Genomic DNA, 16,673 nt, shown 5'->3' with positions numbered 1-16,673 from the left:
GGACGAGAAAAGAGCGGCATAGCTGGACGGTTGACGCGACAACTACCTTGAAAAACGCCGGTTGAGAGACCGCCGTACCGTGATGTGGAGAGACCTCCGTACTGTGAGGTAGACATTCCTCCATATTGAGAAGTGGACATGCCCCCGTACTGTGAACTAGACATACCTCCATACTGTGATGTTGACATACCACCATATTGAGAAGTGGATAAGCCACCGCGTTGTCTTGTGCTCAAATTACGCGGCCACAACCTCATGTTTGGAATTACTGGCCTAGGCATTATCTATCTTCCTGAATGGATGAAAACCCGACTTTAAACGGTTTTTTCTCGGGACTGTGGCCCCTCTGAAATTGACCCCTATGAGCCTTCAACGCGGGGCATGCTACCCTTTCTGCAAGGGGCAAGATCGCGATGGTGCTCTACCTGAGGTCGCCGACCGATGCAGCATCGACCCCGCTTGTACTAAACCCCGCTTGCTGACTTCTGTCTACCACTTTAGGAATGCCATGTTGAAACACGGACAACTGATCAAGGAGATCACCCTCCACATCACTCATCTAAGCGCATCCATAGAGGTCCTCGGGACTATGCACTTTTTTGACCTCAATATCGCAGCAGAACATTTCTTCCAGCGGTTGCTCAATCAGGTCTATGGGTACAATCTTGTCAACCTTAACCATAGTCAGTTAAACGCCGCCGCAATCGACCTAGCAGACCAAAACATTAGTCTGGCGGTCCAGGTTACCTCGGATCGCCGAGCGCCGAAGATCCAAAAGACTCTGGATAAATTTGTAAAGCACGGACTGGGGACGACCTACAAATCCCTCAAAATTCTGTTGATTGGAAAACGAACAGGCACGTATAGCACTGTAACCGTGCCTAGCGGAGTGGTCTTCGATGGTCGTGCCGACGTCATCGATAATAAATCGTTGATGCAAGACATCGAAAAAAAGACGACTTCGGAGCTCCAGGCCATCCTTGCCCTTATAGAGAGCGAGATCAGCTATGACCATACCGCCATATCCATCTTGGACAAGACCGATGCTGACGCACTTTCCGATATTCGGGACCGCATGGATCGGCCAGCTTTGCAGGATCCATGGCACTTGGAGAGCGACTATCGGGCGTTTGGGGATACGATCACTGGCCTTATTGAGACAATCAACACTGGGCGGTCAGATGGGCAGCTCGTGACGAAACCGCGATTCAAGTACCAAGACCCAACACTTATTGATCAACTCAATATTCTCTACAACCAACTGCGCGCACTGCGGCTTCTGTTTCGGACTCATGTCCAGAGCGGGGAGATCAATTTGATAGACAACGTCTGTAATTTCCGGTTGTCGCAAACTGCAAAAACCTTTGATTCGCATCGGAATTTAATTAACGCTGAATTCAACTCAATTGGCGCGCAGTACAATCTCGCCCCGTTACTAAATGTCAGCTAGCACATAGGTGCCTGCCAACAGAAAACTTGAGGATGGGTATGCAAGGGTCTCTAGAGCATTTCCGATCGACGCTGGGTGGCGTTGGGTGGTTCATACCGCCCTATATAACCATGGGTTTTTTGAGCGCTGTGTGTGCGGATATTCATAGGAAAGGTACATTATTCACTCAAGATGATCTGGAAAAGGTGCTAGCACTCGCATATTCCCCAGCTAATTTGGCGGCCATGGTCACAGAGCGATACCCAATCACTCCGTTCATTCAGGATTACAAGGTAATCATCTCTGAGGCCGTTCAAGCGCACTTCATGGGGCTTGATCACGTCGCTGTAGCCGGCCTGATGCCGGTGATAGAGGGTGCCGCTAAAAGGATTGCAGCCGATCGTGGGGTGACCTTCGGAAATATTCGGCCTGGATTTAAAGCTCTTGCTGATGATTGCAAACGCGACGCCATTCAGAACAGCAAAGGGGCCGTGGGCGAACTGGTCTCAATGATGGATTCCTTCTCGGATTTTACTGAAGGGAATATGTACATTGGGTCAGAAAAATATCCACACCCAGATATGACAAATCGGCACGGAATTCTTCACGGCGCATACGCCGACGAAGACTATGGCAAGCCGATCAATTTTTACAAATCCATCGCCGCGATCGATTTTTTGTGCCTGATTTCAGCATTCAAGGCCCATGTATCTTGGATGTCCCCTAACTCAACTGCCGAGTCGAGCAGCCTTGCGTTTTTCTACGTTGCGTGCCAACAGCTCTCTAAGCGAAATCCACTGAAAATTAATCCTGCATAGCCGATCATGACTTCTACACTGATCTAGACATTTGCATTCGTATTGACCAGCTATCGCATTGGATCAGTGTCAATGAAGTCCACAGGAAGTCATAAATGCACGAGCAGCTTGAGAGCGCGGAAGAAAAGCTGATCACAAACGGTTGGGCTGTGCTCACCGCCCCCAGCTCAACAGTGGATACCCTACAGGATCTGGTTGTCGGCATAGCCCGGCAGCTGGGATCGCCTCGGGCTAGCCGTAAGGGAGGCGATCTTGTAGATCATCTTCGACCCACTAGCGCCAACGCGGCGAAGCCGAGATCCCTAAGTGCACTTTATGGTACTGGGTTATTTCCGTGGCACACCGATGGCGCACATTGGTCAGTTCCTCCCCGTTACCTGGTCCTAGCTTGCGCGCAAGCTTCAGCAAACACGGCAGCGACCATTATCTGGGATGCCCGCCAAAGCCTTGCGCTGAATAGCCAGGCGGCACGGCAAGCAAATTTCAGGGTGTGTAATGGCGCCCATAGTTTCTACGCGACGGCCACAAGTCCGCTACAGTCGTACTATCGCTATGATCCGGGCTGCATGTCGCCTCTGGACTCAACCGCGCAGTACCTGCAGGGAGCGATAGAGGACGAAGGCACCTCGGTCTCGGACCAAATTGCATGGGCGCCTGGACTAATCGCAATAATCGACAACTGGCGATGCCTGCATCGGCGTACGAATGCCGAGCAAGACAGTGCCCGCTATCTTCTTCGCACAACGGTAATGGAGTGACGATGAACGACATGGAAAAGATGGACAAGCAATCGAAGTCGACACCAGGCAAGCATGAGCCCGTGGCGCTGTCCGCAGACGCACTTTTTGTGAAATCCCGAGTTTTTGTACATCGCGCGCTGAAAGCCAAAGACGGCGGAGATCATGAGGTTTTCCAGATGTGGGCCGCCTTGGCTTTGGAGCTGTTAGCAAAGGCGTCGCTCGCAAAAATCCATCCCAGCCTTGTCGTCGATGCCGTCAACCCAAACAGCCTTCTTGAAGCGTGCGGATTCAATACCAACACGGTAGTAAGAACGGTTGATGCTAACGTCGTTTTCGCCCGGCTTAAGCATACAGTTCCGAATTTCGGCACACCCAATGCCGAGGCTTGCAAGCGCATATCAGCTCGCCGAAACGCCGAACTTCATTCAGGTCAGGCAGCATTTTCCGGAATGCCATTGGACGCATGGGAAGGCGAATTTTGGAGCGCCGCGCAACTTATCTTAATTTCAATGGGGCTGGATCTAGAGGCTTGGGTAGGCGCCGAGTCTCAAATTCCTTTGGAATTGTTACGACACTTTCGTGACATTAAGGCCCAAGCGGCGCGACAGAGAATTGCTGATGCGAAGGCGACGTTTGTCAAAGACCACACCAAGAAGGAACAGGAGGCACTTCAGACTGTAGCAAAAAGCTTCAACAGCTTCTCATACCTCGAAAATTTCCGTTATCACTTGGACCACCACTGGGAACAAATCTGCCCTGCATGTGCCTGCACAGGCTTCCTAGGGGGCGATCGAGCTGATGAGGAAGTGATTGATCAAGACTTCAGTTCGGGCTACGAAACGGTCAATGAGTACTTCTCCCCAATGGAGTTCTATTGCCCCACCTGCCAACTACATCTTGAGGGTGAGGAGGCGTTGCACGAAGCTGAACTTTCCGACGATTACTCCGAAGAAAGCGAACGAGAAATGGAGTACGAGCCGGAATATGGGAATGACTGAACCCTTTGTGGTGGTCTAGTTGCAAACGTAGTTGTACCGAGCGAGCTTTTCTAAGCTCGCTATTACCCAACGTCATTGCCTACACCCGCTACAGAATCGGGCCGGCTGTTTCGCCAAGGGCTCGCCGCTATCTTGTCTCCTGTCACCGCTGCAGGGACCGGGCGGAGCAGCCCGTGGCACATTAGGTTGTAGTGCCTCTCGAAGGGACAGCTCCACCAGAGACAACTCTGAGAATTACCCTCGATCAAAGCTGTTTGAGTTATTTTGGCAAAAAAGTGAGCTAAACGACAGCTCTTGCTGCCGTTTAGCAAGGGACAAAGGCGACTTTGGCTAACGCCTACTATGCTTTTCCCGCCTCAACTCATTTTCAGAAAGGAAACAAGGATGCGCTCAAGGATCGCAGTCAGTACATTGCTGGTCGCTTTGCTAAGCGGCTGCACATCTGTACCCCCGCTGAATTTCTCCGTTCCAAGTATTTCGCCCTCGACTCACAAAGTGGACGCGGACCTTCGTGCAGTATCCGTTTCCTTCGCTGCCCCCAATGAGCAAACAGGAAATGTACCGTCCGATGGTGAAGGCATTCCCGAACTCTGGGAAAGGGCAGTAGTAGAAGCCATTAACAAGAGCTCAGTGTTCGACGACGAGTCGACAAAAAAAGTGAATCTTTTCGTCAAAATCCAGGAGCTGGATCCGCCGGCAGCTGGCGTGACCATGGTGACTGATGCTTCCGCAAAGTACCTGCTGGTAAATCGCAAAACGGGCGAAACCTTGCTCGAAGAAACGATCATCACCCAGGGCATCGTCCCTCCAGGCTACGCCTTCGCGGGTGTCGTCCGCCTCAAGGAATCAGTCAATCGCGCCGTACAGAACAATATTCGAGACTTCCTGGCGAAACTGGAAGCTCAGAAGTTGAACTAGGCGTAAAGACAAGGTGAATCGCCTTGGAAGAACGTGCTTGGTGCAACGCTGTATGACTTCGTGAGGCTACAACACCCAACGCCATTGCCTACACCCGCCACAGAATCGGCCGGCTGTTTCGCCAAGCGGTCGCCGGTATCTTATCTCCCGTCACCGCCGCAGTGACCGGGCGGAGCAGCCCGCGGCACGTTAAGTTGCATGTGCCTCTTTTGACGGGAAAGGCAGCTCCATGCCTAATGTTGATGGTGACTGTACACAGTGTGCCCTCGGGCAAGTCGGTATTGCGAAGCTCCCCTACGACTCCATTACCTGCGTACAGTTGCCATCCTTTTTCAACTCTGCACGGCTCATTCAAAAGGACCGACGCAGCGTTCAGCGTCCTATCCATCCGCCGGTGACCGATCCGGCATCCTCCTACCAAATCCTCGATTCAAAAAACCACGCCGCCGCGCGCGTCCTGCATGACTTTGAGCGGGCGACAGGTGCGGCCGCGCCGCAACACAACCCCAAAATTGTCAGGCGCTTCCTCGTTTTTTTGAAAGCGCTCACACGTTTAACGATGCGTGTTTAAAGACACCCGCTGTTACGTCCTAACGACTACAACACCTTGCGTCGTTACCTACGCGTGCACCAGAATCCGCTGGCTTGTGCGGCTGTGGGGCGGGCTATATCGTTTGCCGGTCACTGCAAAACAGTGATCGGGTTTGGTAGCCCGCTACGAAGTCGCATGGCAACACCTTATGCAGTCTCTTTTCGGGACTCTGCTTTTATGGTGGTCATGCGTGGGGCTCCATTGTGAGCGCCGGGTTTTTCCAACTTCGACCGGTCTACCAACCCACGTATGGCCGCCACCCTTCGTTTGGTAGCGAGGGTGATGGCTCCTCAATATTGCAAGTTGGAGCTTCATCTATGTTCAAAGTAACACCCAACCCGCCAGACACCGATCCGGCATCCCCGTACGAATCTGACGATTCAAAAAAATTTCATGAAGCCGCCGAGCGCGCCCTCAATTTCTACCTCAACCCGGCAGCGCTCAAGAACACCCCCCGCAAACCCAGCACCATGTACATGATTGCGCCGGATGTCGGCGATGAAGCCTTGCTGGTTCAAACGTGTGAGAACTTGGCTTCGGCCAGTGTCATGGCCAGTGACATTGCTGCATTGGTGGAGGGCACCCAGCGCAATACCCTGCTGGCGCTTCAGCAAGTCATCATGCTGGCTGAACTGGCGGTGAATCGAATGCTGGATAACTTCGTGCCACCTAAGTAATTACTCAGCCCTTTACCGGGGGTTTGTCCCTCGGTAAAGGGCTTTGATCGTTGCACCGCGAAGGGGTCGCATAAAAGTGCTGTCTCTTTAAAGTCGATTAAAAGTCTGCACCACGGCCAAGTGCGATGCTCAGGGCTCTTCAACAGCAACCCACCTGGAGCACCAACGATGGCCGACCCACTCAGCTTCACCCTCAAATTTCCCTTCAAAAGCGCCAACGGTGACATGGTCACCCAACGGCCAATCACGCGCCTCAAACGCAAAGACATCAGCGCCGCGCAGGCAGCGACCAAAGACGAAGGCGTGATGGAAGACATGCTCGTGGCCAAGATGCTGGGCATCACCCTGGAAGACCTCGGCGAGTTCGACATTGCCGATTCCAAATTAGCCACCGAGGTGTTGCGGGAAATGGCAGCCGCAGGCGACGTTGCTGCAGTCCTGGGACGAGGCGTTATTGCTGGTGCTGCGAATGCAGCCGTCTGAAATCGCCCGGCTCGACATGGTCGAGTATTGGCGCTGGGTAGACGTGTGTCAGCGCGAAATCAATCGTCGACTCGAACTCGACGAGCAAGCCCGTAGCTGATCAGCCTGACTAGCCCCATACCCAACCCGGCCAACAACGCGCCGCCCGCGGCAACAGGGGCGGCAGCCAAGGCCAGCAGTGGCAGCGCTAAACAAAACACCAGCACCGCCGCCCACAACGGCAAGTGAACCAGGCACAACCAGGCAAGCCAGATCACACCGGCGCCAATGGCCAGTGCATAGAGGATCTTGGCAGTGCGTAAAGCGGCTTTTTCAAACATGCCCAAAGCGTAGCAACTATGGCTAACGAAGTCCTCGTCGGGTTAAAAATTGGAGCAGTTGTCTCCGGCAGCCTGAACGCCGCCTTCGGGTCGGCCAAATCGACCGTGCAGCAACTGGGCCGCGCCATCAATGGCCTCACGACCAAGCAGCAGCTGATGGGCAACGAACTGTCAGCATCCCTGGTGCGTGGCGGCACCGGTGTCGAGCGCCTGCGCCGGCAGTACGATGCGGTGGGCCGCACCCTTGATCAGCTCAAGGTCAAACAAGACCGCCTTACCGCCAGCATCGCCCGCGGTAATGCCCTCAAAACCCAACGCGGCGACCTGCGCGGCCAGGCCATGGAAGTGGCCGGCACTGGCGCGGCGTTGGGCGTACCGGTTTTTCAGTCGATGAAAACCGCCATCGACTTTCAGGACCAGACCCGCGACGTCGCCATCACCGGCGGCTTCGACGAAGCAGAAGAAACCCGCCTCAGCCAGGTGATGCGCGGCGCCGCATTGAAGTGGAACCAGACCCAAACCGAGGTCGCCAACGGCACCGCCATACTGATTGCGGGTGGCATTGCCAGCGCAAAAGAGCTGGCCGCCTACGCCCCCGTCATGGCCAAAACAGCCACCGCCACCCGCGCCAGCATGGAGAATTTGGGTTCGGTGGCCATCGCCCTCAACGACAACCTGGGCATTGGCGCCGAGGGTCTTGAACGGTCCATGAACATGTTGGCGTTCGCCGGCAAAAGTGGTCAGTTCGAACTCGCCGACATGGCCAAGTGGCTACCGCAATTAACGCCCCAGTTTGCCGCCTTGGGCATCACCGGGGAGCGAGCGGTGGCAGAGATTGGCGCGTCCTTACAAATCGCCCGCCGTGGCGCCGGCAGTAATGACGAGGCCGCCAACAACTTCAAAAACTTCCTTTCAAAAATCACCGCACCCGAGACGCTCAAGTCATTTGAGAAGGCCGGTATCGATCTCAAAGGCAGCATGAAAAACCTGGTCAGCGAAGGGCTTTCACCCGTCGAGTCGATGATCAAAATCCTGACCGCCCACTTGGGCACCAAAGCCCCGGCCGCCGCGGCAGCGTATGGCAAGGCGCTGGACATCAAGGATGAGCAAGAGCGGCAGACGGCACTGGCCCGGCTGGACGAAGCCTACAAACTGGGCGAGCTGTTCGCCGACCAGCAAGTGCTGTCCTTTGTTAGGCCGGCATTAGCCAACCAGCAAGACCTTGGCGGTATCAAGCAAGGCAGTAAGGCGGCAGCGGATAAAGGCGTGCTCGATGATGATTGGGCCAAACGGATGGGCAGTTCCAAAGAGCAATTGAAAGAACTGCGCGTCAACCTCGCCGACATCGGCATCTCGGTCGGTAACGCGCTGCTGCCTGCCATTGTCGACGTCAGCCGCGCCGTCGTCCCGCTCATGCGCTCGTTCTCCGCTTGGGCAGGCGAGCACCCGGAATTGATCCGGGGTGTCATTGGGTTGGTGGGCGGTCTGCTGCTCGGGAAAATGGCCTTCATTGGCGTGGCGTACGGCGTCAACCTGATCTTGGCGCCGTTCGTGGCCATGACCACCACCGTCACCATGCTGTCCGCCAAATTCACCTTGCTGCGCAGTCTGTGGCAGATGGGCAAATTTACGCCCCTGATTACCGGGTTAACGCGTATCGGCGGCGGGTTGCTCACGGTGGCGAAATACAGCGGGTTATTCCTGCGCGGTATGACGCGGGCCTTGGGTAGCCCGCTGAGGGTGATCGCTCGCGGCGGCTTATTCTTGGGCAAGGTGTTGGGCGGCACATTGTTGTTCGGGCTGAAGCTCGCTGGGCAGGCCATTCTCTGGCTCGGCAGAGCCTTGATGATGAATCCTATTGGCTTACTGATTACCGGCATCGCACTGGCGGCGTATTTGATTTACCGGCACTGGGCGCCGATAAAAACGTTCTTCACCGGTCTGTGGGACGAGGTGAAAACCGGCTTCAGTGGTGGTCTGTCCGGCATCGCGGGGTTGATCATCAATTTCTCTCCGGTCGGCTGGTTCTATCGAGCCTTTGCCGGTGTCATGAATTACTTCGGCGTCGAGCTGCCGGGCACGTTCACCGAGTTCGGCGGCCTGCTCATCACGGGGCTGGTCAACGGCATCAGCAACATGGCCGGCGCCCTCAAAGACAGCGTCGTGGGCATCGGGTCTTCCGTTAAGGGGTGGTTTACCGAAACCCTCGGCATCCAGTCCCCCAGCCGGGTCTTCATCGGTTACGGCGCCAACATCAGCGAAGGCGCGGCCCTCGGCATCAGCGCCCAGTCTGGCCTGGTCCGTCAGGCGGCGTTGGGCATCGCCGCACAAAGCGCAGTCGACATGGCACCGCCCAATCCAGCAGAGGTATCCAAGGCCAGCAGGATGGGCGCCGCTGGCGGAAGGTCAGCCGCAGGTGCCGCAGAATCCGCGAGCCAAATGACCTTCCATTTCTCGCCTCAGATCAATTTGCCTGCCGGTGCCGGCATGGACCAGATCAACCAAGGCCTGCACGCCAGTTATGCCGAATGGGTGCGCTTGATGGAGCGCTACCTGCACGACAAACACCGCCGCAGTTACGGCCCCGCTGAGGAGGGGATGACCTAATGTTTGCGATCCTGGGCGACATCGAATTCACCGTCGCGGGCGGCATCAGCGGCATGGAACACAGCGGCTCAGCCGACTGGGCCGAGCATGCGCGCATCCAAGGCAAGCCATTATTGGAATGGATGGGCGAAGGCTTGGATGAATGCAACCTGACCATCGAGTTACACCCGGTGCTTGGCGATCCCGAAGAAAGGCTGCGCGCATTGCACCAGGCCAAAAGCCAACACCAACCGTTGGCCTTCGTCATGGGCAGTGGTGAATACCTGGGTGCCTATGTCATTAAAACCATCAGCAACACCCTGCGGCGTGCCACGGCCACTGGGCAAATCAAAGCGGCCACCGTGCAGCTCAGCCTTGCGGAATACAACGGCGCCTTTACGCGTAAAGTCGTTCACCCCGGTTTACTCGACACAGCCCTAAGCGGTACGTCAGCAGCCACCAGCGGTTCGCCAGGCTTGATCTCGCGCCTGATGCCATCGCCCAGCGCCACGCAACAGGTGATCGCCCATGCGAAAACCGCGGCCAACATGCTCAAGGCCGGCCAAAACCTTTACCACACGGTCAAGAGCGGTAACGCCGTCATGATTTTTGGCCAAGTGCCGCAGTTACTCGGCATCACGGCGCGGGCCATCGAGCCGTTGCAAGGGTTAGCCGACATCGCAAAGCTGCTCGACAATGGCTCAGATTTATCACGTTTGGGTGAGCAGGTACTGGGCAGCGTCATGGGCGCACGCGCCAGCCTGAACCCCGTCGACCTAGGCAACATCGTCGATCGCTTTTCCACCTCCCGCCACGCCCTCGACCAAGCCGTCAGTGCAATGGACGGTGCCAACACCCGATTGGCCGGCTTGGCCGCGCACGTCTTGACCCGGAGGGCCTGATGTTCATCGCCCATATCACCACCGAAGGCGAACGTTGGGACCAACTGGCCTGGCGTTATTACGGCGACGCCCACCGCTATTTGCCGATCGTTCAGGCCAACCCCCATGTCCCCATCAGCGCCACATTGCCCGCCGGATTGACACTCGCCATCCCCGTATTGCAACCACTGCCCACCACAGAAGACCTGCCGCCATGGATGCGATGATTCCCCAACAGGTGCCCCACGCGCGCTTCGTACTCACCTACCAGCAGCGCAACATCACCCGCAACGTCAGCCAGCACCTGCTGTCCTTGTCCTACACCGACTACCTCACCGGCCAGGCCGACAGCCTGGCGGTCGAGCTCGAAGACACTCAAGGTCAATGGCGCGATCAATGGTACCCAGGCCACGGCGACAGCTTGGCCCTGTCCATCGGTTGGGAAGGTCAGCCCCTGCGTGCCCTCGGCCGATTCGAAATCGACGAAGTCGAACTCAACTGCCCGCCCTCAACCATCACCCTCCATGGCCTGGCCACCGGCATCAAAGCGGCGCTGCGCACCACACAACACCACGCCTACGAAAACACCACGCTGGCCGCCATCGCCCAACAGATCGCCACGCGCCAGGGCCTACAACTGATCGGCAACATCCAGCCCGTCCCACTCGACCGCCTGACCCAGCAAGACGCCGACCTGACCTTCCTGCGCAACCTCGCCGCCGAGTACGACTACGCCTTCAAGATCACCGGCCAGCGCCTGGTCTTCCACGCCATCAGCGAGTTGGTCAACGCCGCGCCAGTGGCAACGCTCATACTCCAGGACTTAAGCCACGTGAACTTGCGCGACCAAATCAGAACCGTGCCCCAGGCCATCGAGCTCAAACACAAAGACCCCGCCAACAAGCAACTGCTCACCTACAAAATCGAGAACGGCGAAACCGTCGCCGTACCCAGCAGCATCAGCAAAACCACCACCAGTGGCGACACCCAAAAAAGCCGCAAACGCAGCGCCTCGACCGAAGAATCCAAAGCAAAAGTCAAAGCCGAACTGGTCAAAGCCAACCGCGAACGCACCACCGGCAGCTGGACCGCCATGGGCCGCCCAAATCTGCTCAGCGGCAACGTCATCACCCTGGCCGCCGCCGGCCAACTCGGCGGCCACTACCTCATCACCTCATCCCAACACCGCATCACCCGCACCGGCGGCTACACCGTCGACAAACACGTGTGCCGCGTCCGCACCACCAACTCAGAGCAAACCCCATGACCATCGACCTGGCCTACGGCGAAGTCAGCGCCATCGACTACCCCAGCTGCCGCATCCGCGTCCACCTGGATGACCGCGACGGCCTCCAGACCTATTGGCTCAACGTGCCCCAACACAACACCCAGGGCACAAAACGCCGGCCGCTCATGCCCGAACTGCGTGAACAAGTGGCGGTGCTGCTCGATGCGGATGGCGTGGGCGGCGTATATCTGGGCGGCATCTACTCAACCGCCGAACCGCCACCGATAGTGGATGAGGACACGGACTATGTGCGGTTTAGCGACGGGACGGTATCGACCTACGACCGTGCGGCCGGGGTGATGACGCTGGATTGTGTGGGGGCTTTGATTGTGAAGTGCGGGCGCAACATCACGGTTGAGTCGGGTGGGCCGGTGGTGGTGAAGTCACCTTCGGCGACGTTGAACATCCTGCAGGTCACCTTGAACGGTGACCTGCAGGTGAACGGAAATGTGAATGCGACAGGGGTAATCATGGACGTCGGTGGAAACTCTAATCACCACCACCATTAGATAAAAGCTTCGGGGCATCGCGCCTAGATATTGCATCAAGAGCACCTGTCGGCAGGCTATTGAAACGTTCTTCTATTTGTTTAGGACGGCTGATCAGCTCTTCGACAATGAGATTGATCATCTCAAACATCACCGTGACGTGATCAGGATTCTCCTCTAGAGATATTTCTCCGGGATGCACTGCATGATTTCCAGTGATTCGGACTACGTCAAAGGCTTGCTGGATTTTTGGGTTGAGGCCAGCACGCACCAACATACCAATGTCGTCATCAACCTTTTTTCCCTTGCCACCTAACTCCATGCATAGCTTTTGAAGGCACAACCGAAGTAACGCTGCAGCTCCTCGAGGAGATCGACTAGAAATCTCGCGAGCTTCTTCAAAATCCACTTTGCAGTCTGGTGGAAGGTCGACATGAGCGACAGGCGCGGCTGCGGTTGAAGGTAAGATCAATCGACCAGTAACGGGCGGCTCATCTTCAAAGTCCTTTTCGGTAGTGTTCAACCATAGACTGTTTTGACCGCAATGGCCGCAATAGCACAACTGGAATGACGACAACCTAACTCCACCACCTTGACGGATCCACAGCGGAACCCAAGTCATGGATGTGAGGACCGAACAAAACATGCATGTGTAGGCTTTGGCGTGGAAAGTGGGGGCTACATGCTTAGACATTTAGTGCTCATCCTGAAAGAGGCAACAGCATGGATAGTAGCTAGATTTCTCTGCGCTTGGTCTCAGGAGTCAAAGCGCGGATCGCTTCCAGCTCCTTTTCCTCCGTGATGCAGTGACGAACCGCCATGTTCAACAAACTGAAAAGCGCGAGGGCAACCTCTGGGGTGTCATTGAGGTTCACGGTTCCGGGGTGTACAGACTCATTTCCGAAGATGCGAATGGTGTCAAAGGCCTTCAGCACACGGGGTGGTAGTCCTTTATCAACAAGCTCACCAATTTGTTTGTGAATGTCGCCTTTTTTGCCGAGAAGCTGATGACAGAGCTTTTGCACGCACAGCCGTAATAATGCGGCTGCCGCCCGAGGCGAACTGCCAAAAACCTGCCTAGCCTCCTCGAAATCGATCTTAATTTCGTCGGGCATGTTCTCTTCAGGATTCGGGGCTTGAGAAATTGCTGGGTAAACAAGCTTGTAGTCCATATTAATAAGGGCTAACGCAGACACAGCGTTTTTAACAGGCACCCAGAGACTGTAATTATCGCAACCTTGGCAGGCAGCCATCATGATGAATTTTATTGGGTACTTTGGTGCCTTCAACGCAGTCCAGTCCATGGATGAAAAGGCCATGCAATGTGGGCACGTGAATCGTTGCGCCTGATACAAAGGCGGATGATAGCTGTTACTCAAGGCGTGCTCTCCAAATTGAAGATCCATTCGATGTTCTTCCTTATAGCGGAAGGGCTCCTTAAACTCGATTAAAAGCCAGCGTTAATTGGCACATGCACCATGTGCCCATGACTACGCCCATTCCCCATACCAGCATCACCGCCGCTCATTGGCAGCCAACCCTGGGTACCTCCGGAGAGGTGGTCGAGGGTCTGCGCGACATCGACCAGGCCATCCGCATCATCCTGAGCACGCCCAAGGGCAGCGATCCCCATCGTCCAACATTTGGCAGCGACCTGCACCTGTACCTCGACTGGCCCACCAACCGCGTCACGCCACACCTGGTGCGCGAAGCCGTCGACGCGATTCGCCACTGGGAACCCCGCGTCTCGGTAGTCCAGGTGCAAATCCAGATCAACGCCGCGCAAATTACCGTGCGCGTGCAGTGGCGTGTAGCCGGCGAAGTACCCCAGTTGACCGAGGTGCCCTATGCGCGAGCTGCCTAAACCCGAACTCATCAAAATAGACCCCGCCGCGCTAGAGGCCCAACTGATCGCCCGCTACGAGCAGAAGTCGGGCAAAACCCTGTACCCGGCCCAGATCGAGCGGCTGTACATCGACCAGATTGCCTACGCGGTGTCCCGGTTGCAGATGAGCATCCAGAATGCCGGCGAACAACTGCTGGTGCGATTCGCCCGCGGCCCGATCCTCGATTACCTCGGTGAACTGGTCGCCACGCCAAGGTTGCTGGCCCAGGCTGCCGGCTGCACGGTGTGCTTCACCATGCCCACGGCCGTGGCGCAGCCACTACTGATCCCAGTCGGCACTCGGGTCAGTACTCAAGATGCCAAGCTCACCTTCATCACCGATCGGGATGTGGTGATGGCCGTCGGTCAAACCCATGTGACCGTCACCGCAACCTGCTTGACCGCGGGCGAACAAGGCAACGGCTGGACCGTCGGCCAGATCAGCACCCTCGGTAGCTCGCCAGCGGCAGGCCTGACGGCCAGCAACACCACGATCACCGCCCACGGTGCTCAAGATGAAGACGATGACCGCTACCGCGAGCGCATCATCCTGGCCCCCGAAGCCTTCAGCAACGCCGGCAGTCGTGCCGCTTACCGCTACCACACCCTGGCCGTGCACCAGTCGATCATCGACGTCGCCGTCAATGGCCCAGACGAAGGCCAGCCAGACGGCCACGTCGCGCTGTTCCCACTGACCATCACCGGCTTACCAACGGACGATCTACTGCAACGCATAGAGCACCAGGTCAGCGGCGAAAAACTGCGCCCTCTGTGCGACACGGTCAGCGCGCTGTCACCCACCGAGGTCGCCTATCAAATCAAGGCAAACATTACCTTCTACGCCAACGCCGACCGCAGCGTCGCCATGGCAGCCGCACAAGCCGCCGCGCAGGCCTACGCCGCCGAATGCCGCGCCAGTCTCGGCCGCGATCTGGTGCCAGAACAACTCATCGCAGAGCTTCAAGTCACCGGCGTGTACCGCGCCCATCTGTTTCTACCAGCAAGCTTGCGCGAGTTGCAGGGCAATGAGTGGGCAAACTGCTCCGCCATCCAATTGATCGATGCCGGGGTGGCCTATGACTGATCAGCCGCTGCCGCCTGCATTGGCTGACGATGAACGATTCGCGCTGCTGTGCGAGCTGCTTAACCAGGCACTGGCCGACCTCGATCTCAACGTGATGCTGGTCTACCTGATCGACCTGGTGAAACCCTCGCTGCTACCGGCCTTGGCCGATCAGTTCTCGCTGCTCGACGAAGCCGCCTGGGGCCTGGCCGAATCCGAAGAAGCCAAGCGCAACTTAATCAAAAACGCCTCTGAGCTGCATCGGTTCAAGGGCACGCCATGGGCGATCCGCGAAATCATTCGTTTGTTGGGCTTTGGTGAAGTCACCCTCCAGGAAGGGCTACACGCGCAGCCGAGCACCGAGGCTTCTGCCTGGCCGCTGTACCGGGTCGTTCTAAAACGCGTCATCACCAACGATCAGGCGATGCTCTTGCGCTGCCTGCTTCTTTCCATCGCCCCGGCACGCTGCCGCCTGGTATCGCTCGACTACCAGACCGTCGCCATTCGCTACAACGCCGTCGCGTGCTACGACGGCCAATACAACCATGGGAGCAGCTAATGGCCGACTTACCCGAATCACCCGACTGGGCGCCTGGCGTCTACCAACTCGAAACATCCGACCCGGTACTGGGTGGGCCAGAAGGCATTACTAACCTACCGGCCAAACAACTGGCGAACCGGACAAGCTGGCTCAAGAAAAAAATCGATGCGTTCCTCGATGGCTCCGGTATTCCCTTTGCCAACCAGCGGGAAGCAGAGAAAGGGTCTGATACTAACAAGCCGATGAATGCGCTCAGGGTGTTCCAAGCGATCGGCGCCAAGGTCGTTCAGGCAACTACGAGTGCGCCGGGTATTGCGCGGATAGCAACTCAAATCTTGGTCAAAGCGGGCACTGATGATCGCACGATAATTACGCCTAAAACGCTCGCAGCAATGTTTCCGCTCCGTGGCATAAAAGTCTATTCGTTGGCGGGGGTATTCACCTGGGACGTACCGCCTGGCGTAACTAAAGCATGGGTGATTGTCATCGCAGGCGGCGGTGGCGGTGCCCGATCCGGATCATTACCGGGTCCTTCGGGTGGCTCTGGCGGAGGTATTGCCAAAAAGCTCGTCGACCTGACCGGTATTACGTCGGTAACGGTCACGGTGGGCTCAGGTGGTGTGGGTGGTTTGGAGGATGGAAGCACAGGCACCAACGGTGGCACCTCGTCATTTGGAACCACCTTATGGGCCTCGAATGGAGCAGGCGGCTTTATCAATGGCCAAGGACCACAAGGGGGGCAAGGTGTGGGTGGTGATGAGAACGGCACCCTCGGCCAAGGTGGCCTCCCTGTTGGCGATAGCAGTAACACAGACTTTCACGGGGGACGTGGTGGGGGTGGTGTATCCACGGCGGCAGGGAGCGATAACCAAAAGCCGCGAAGTCCGGGACAAGGGGGTGGCGGGCGTAGTGACGGTCCGGCACCTGATGGCGCAGATGGGCAAATAACAATTCAATGGTGATGAG

The 16,673-nt window shown here is 56.7% G+C and carries 20 protein-coding genes; 17 read left to right on the top strand and 3 right to left on the bottom strand.

Translation table 11 applies throughout. The annotated features are described in order from the left end of the window. Positions 1–508 precede the first annotated feature (508 nt). The 8 genes from IC37_RS06505 to IC37_RS06470 all read left to right on the top strand — a co-directional run bounded on the left by IC37_RS06505 (position 509) and on the right by IC37_RS06470 (position 6,655). Complete coding sequence (locus IC37_RS06505) at positions 509–1,450, top strand: SMEK domain-containing protein (RefSeq protein ID WP_051414885.1); 942 nt, start codon at positions 509–511, stop codon at positions 1,448–1,450. A gap of 38 nt (positions 1,451–1,488) precedes the next feature. Beyond that, positions 1,489–2,247: a hypothetical protein gene (locus tag IC37_RS06500; protein ID WP_030132033.1), complete on the top strand. Its 759-nt coding sequence runs from the start codon at positions 1,489–1,491 to the stop codon at positions 2,245–2,247. Between the two features lie 95 nt (positions 2,248–2,342). Further along, complete coding sequence (locus IC37_RS30885; protein WP_030132032.1) at positions 2,343–3,005, top strand: TauD/TfdA family dioxygenase; 663 nt, start codon at positions 2,343–2,345, stop codon at positions 3,003–3,005. A gap of 2 nt (positions 3,006–3,007) precedes the next feature. After that, positions 3,008–3,985 (top strand): hypothetical protein, encoded by a 978-nt coding sequence (locus IC37_RS06490; RefSeq protein WP_051414884.1) that lies wholly within the window; start codon positions 3,008–3,010, stop codon positions 3,983–3,985. A 384-nt stretch (positions 3,986–4,369) separates the two neighbouring features. After that, the gene (locus tag IC37_RS06485; RefSeq protein WP_030132030.1) at positions 4,370–4,903 is read left to right on the top strand and encodes a hypothetical protein; all 534 of its coding nucleotides are present in this window, start codon (positions 4,370–4,372) and stop codon (positions 4,901–4,903) included. Positions 4,904–5,132: 229 nt separating this feature from the next. Next, entirely contained in the window at positions 5,133–5,474 is a 342-nt protein-coding gene (locus tag IC37_RS06480; protein ID WP_030132029.1) for a hypothetical protein, read from the top strand. A gap of 338 nt (positions 5,475–5,812) precedes the next feature. Then, complete coding sequence (locus tag IC37_RS06475; RefSeq protein ID WP_030132028.1) at positions 5,813–6,172, top strand: DUF6124 family protein; 360 nt, start codon at positions 5,813–5,815, stop codon at positions 6,170–6,172. A gap of 168 nt (positions 6,173–6,340) precedes the next feature. After that, entirely contained in the window at positions 6,341–6,655 is a 315-nt protein-coding gene (locus tag IC37_RS06470; RefSeq protein ID WP_030132027.1) for a phage tail assembly protein, read from the top strand. Between the two features lie 59 nt (positions 6,656–6,714). Here IC37_RS06470 and IC37_RS06465 read toward each other — a convergent pair whose 3' ends face one another. Next, entirely contained in the window at positions 6,715–6,975 is a 261-nt protein-coding gene (locus IC37_RS06465) for a hypothetical protein (protein WP_030132026.1), read from the bottom strand. 18 nt (positions 6,976–6,993) lie between these two features. Between IC37_RS06465 and IC37_RS06460 the strand changes: the two genes are divergently transcribed. Genes IC37_RS06460 through IC37_RS06440 form a run of 5 tightly spaced genes read left to right on the top strand, consistent with a single transcriptional unit; the run spans position 6,994 to position 12,239 of the window. Further along, complete coding sequence (locus IC37_RS06460) at positions 6,994–9,582, top strand: phage tail tape measure protein (protein WP_030132025.1); 2,589 nt, start codon at positions 6,994–6,996, stop codon at positions 9,580–9,582. Next, complete coding sequence (locus IC37_RS06455; protein WP_030132024.1) at positions 9,582–10,463, top strand: phage tail protein; 882 nt, start codon at positions 9,582–9,584, stop codon at positions 10,461–10,463. The genes IC37_RS06460 and IC37_RS06455 overlap by 1 nt, the downstream gene beginning before the upstream one ends. Then, positions 10,463–10,669, top strand: coding sequence for a tail protein X (locus tag IC37_RS06450; protein ID WP_030132023.1), 207 nt, complete (start codon positions 10,463–10,465; stop codon positions 10,667–10,669). The genes IC37_RS06455 and IC37_RS06450 overlap by 1 nt, the downstream gene beginning before the upstream one ends. Next, positions 10,657–11,709 (top strand): phage late control D family protein, encoded by a 1,053-nt coding sequence (locus IC37_RS06445; protein WP_030132022.1) that lies wholly within the window; start codon positions 10,657–10,659, stop codon positions 11,707–11,709. The genes IC37_RS06450 and IC37_RS06445 overlap by 13 nt, the downstream gene beginning before the upstream one ends. Further along, positions 11,706–12,239, top strand: coding sequence for a phage baseplate assembly protein V (locus IC37_RS06440; protein ID WP_030132021.1), 534 nt, complete (start codon positions 11,706–11,708; stop codon positions 12,237–12,239). Before IC37_RS06445 ends, IC37_RS06440 begins: the two co-directional genes overlap by 4 nt. Here the strand turns inward: IC37_RS06440 and IC37_RS06435 are convergent. Both IC37_RS06435 and IC37_RS30375 read right to left on the bottom strand, forming a co-directional pair. Beyond that, positions 12,220–12,741 (bottom strand): DUF4145 domain-containing protein, encoded by a 522-nt coding sequence (locus IC37_RS06435; protein WP_256580682.1) that lies wholly within the window; start codon positions 12,739–12,741, stop codon positions 12,220–12,222. The two genes, IC37_RS06440 and IC37_RS06435, sit on opposite strands and share 20 nt — an antisense overlap. A gap of 211 nt (positions 12,742–12,952) precedes the next feature. Further along, entirely contained in the window at positions 12,953–13,624 is a 672-nt protein-coding gene (locus IC37_RS30375; protein ID WP_051414883.1) for a DUF4145 domain-containing protein, read from the bottom strand. An 80-nt stretch (positions 13,625–13,704) separates the two neighbouring features. Here IC37_RS30375 and IC37_RS06425 point away from each other — a divergent pair, with 80 nt between their 5' ends. The 4 genes from IC37_RS06425 to IC37_RS28970 are packed head-to-tail and all read left to right on the top strand — an operon-like array spanning position 13,705 to position 16,669. Further along, positions 13,705–14,082: a GPW/gp25 family protein gene (locus IC37_RS06425; protein ID WP_030132019.1), complete on the top strand. Its 378-nt coding sequence runs from the start codon at positions 13,705–13,707 to the stop codon at positions 14,080–14,082. Next, positions 14,066–15,187, top strand: a complete 1,122-nt coding sequence (locus IC37_RS06420) for a baseplate J/gp47 family protein (RefSeq protein WP_030132018.1) — start codon at positions 14,066–14,068, stop codon at positions 15,185–15,187. The genes IC37_RS06425 and IC37_RS06420 overlap by 17 nt, the downstream gene beginning before the upstream one ends. Continuing rightward, the gene (locus tag IC37_RS06415) at positions 15,180–15,725 is read left to right on the top strand and encodes a phage tail protein I (protein WP_030132017.1); all 546 of its coding nucleotides are present in this window, start codon (positions 15,180–15,182) and stop codon (positions 15,723–15,725) included. Before IC37_RS06420 ends, IC37_RS06415 begins: the two co-directional genes overlap by 8 nt. Beyond that, the gene (locus tag IC37_RS28970) at positions 15,725–16,669 is read left to right on the top strand and encodes a glycine-rich domain-containing protein (RefSeq protein ID WP_143519161.1); all 945 of its coding nucleotides are present in this window, start codon (positions 15,725–15,727) and stop codon (positions 16,667–16,669) included. Before IC37_RS06415 ends, IC37_RS28970 begins: the two co-directional genes overlap by 1 nt. The last annotated feature ends 4 nt before the right edge of the window (positions 16,670–16,673 follow it).

The organism is Pseudomonas sp. QTF5 (assembly GCF_000512695.2).
In the GTDB taxonomy this organism is placed as follows: domain Bacteria; phylum Pseudomonadota; class Gammaproteobacteria; order Pseudomonadales; family Pseudomonadaceae; genus Aquipseudomonas.
This window is presented reverse-complemented; position numbering and strand designations above follow the sequence as displayed.

Excerpts from the sequence above, each read along its gene's own strand:
- IC37_RS06505 (WP_051414885.1), top strand. The coding sequence starts at position 509 with ATGTTGAAACACGGACAACTGATCAAGGAGATCACCCTCCACATCACT.
- IC37_RS06500 (WP_030132033.1), top strand. The coding sequence starts at position 1,489 with ATGCAAGGGTCTCTAGAGCATTTCCGATCGACGCTGGGTGGCGTTGGG.
- IC37_RS30885 (WP_030132032.1), top strand. The coding sequence starts at position 2,343 with ATGCACGAGCAGCTTGAGAGCGCGGAAGAAAAGCTGATCACAAACGGT.
- IC37_RS06490 (WP_051414884.1), top strand. The coding sequence starts at position 3,008 with ATGAACGACATGGAAAAGATGGACAAGCAATCGAAGTCGACACCAGGC.
- IC37_RS06485 (WP_030132030.1), top strand. The coding sequence starts at position 4,370 with ATGCGCTCAAGGATCGCAGTCAGTACATTGCTGGTCGCTTTGCTAAGC.
- IC37_RS06480 (WP_030132029.1), top strand. The coding sequence starts at position 5,133 with ATGCCTAATGTTGATGGTGACTGTACACAGTGTGCCCTCGGGCAAGTC.
- IC37_RS06475 (WP_030132028.1), top strand. The coding sequence starts at position 5,813 with ATGTTCAAAGTAACACCCAACCCGCCAGACACCGATCCGGCATCCCCG.
- IC37_RS06470 (WP_030132027.1), top strand. The coding sequence starts at position 6,341 with ATGGCCGACCCACTCAGCTTCACCCTCAAATTTCCCTTCAAAAGCGCC.
- IC37_RS06465 (WP_030132026.1), bottom strand. The coding sequence starts at position 6,975 with ATGTTTGAAAAAGCCGCTTTACGCACTGCCAAGATCCTCTATGCACTG.
- IC37_RS06460 (WP_030132025.1), top strand. The coding sequence starts at position 6,994 with ATGGCTAACGAAGTCCTCGTCGGGTTAAAAATTGGAGCAGTTGTCTCC.
- IC37_RS06455 (WP_030132024.1), top strand. The coding sequence starts at position 9,582 with ATGTTTGCGATCCTGGGCGACATCGAATTCACCGTCGCGGGCGGCATC.
- IC37_RS06450 (WP_030132023.1), top strand. The coding sequence starts at position 10,463 with ATGTTCATCGCCCATATCACCACCGAAGGCGAACGTTGGGACCAACTG.
- IC37_RS06445 (WP_030132022.1), top strand. The coding sequence starts at position 10,657 with ATGGATGCGATGATTCCCCAACAGGTGCCCCACGCGCGCTTCGTACTC.
- IC37_RS06440 (WP_030132021.1), top strand. The coding sequence starts at position 11,706 with ATGACCATCGACCTGGCCTACGGCGAAGTCAGCGCCATCGACTACCCC.
- IC37_RS30375 (WP_051414883.1), bottom strand. The coding sequence starts at position 13,624 with ATGGATCTTCAATTTGGAGAGCACGCCTTGAGTAACAGCTATCATCCG.
- IC37_RS06425 (WP_030132019.1), top strand. The coding sequence starts at position 13,705 with ATGACTACGCCCATTCCCCATACCAGCATCACCGCCGCTCATTGGCAG.
- IC37_RS06420 (WP_030132018.1), top strand. The coding sequence starts at position 14,066 with ATGCGCGAGCTGCCTAAACCCGAACTCATCAAAATAGACCCCGCCGCG.
- IC37_RS06415 (WP_030132017.1), top strand. The coding sequence starts at position 15,180 with ATGACTGATCAGCCGCTGCCGCCTGCATTGGCTGACGATGAACGATTC.
- IC37_RS28970 (WP_143519161.1), top strand. The coding sequence starts at position 15,725 with ATGGCCGACTTACCCGAATCACCCGACTGGGCGCCTGGCGTCTACCAA.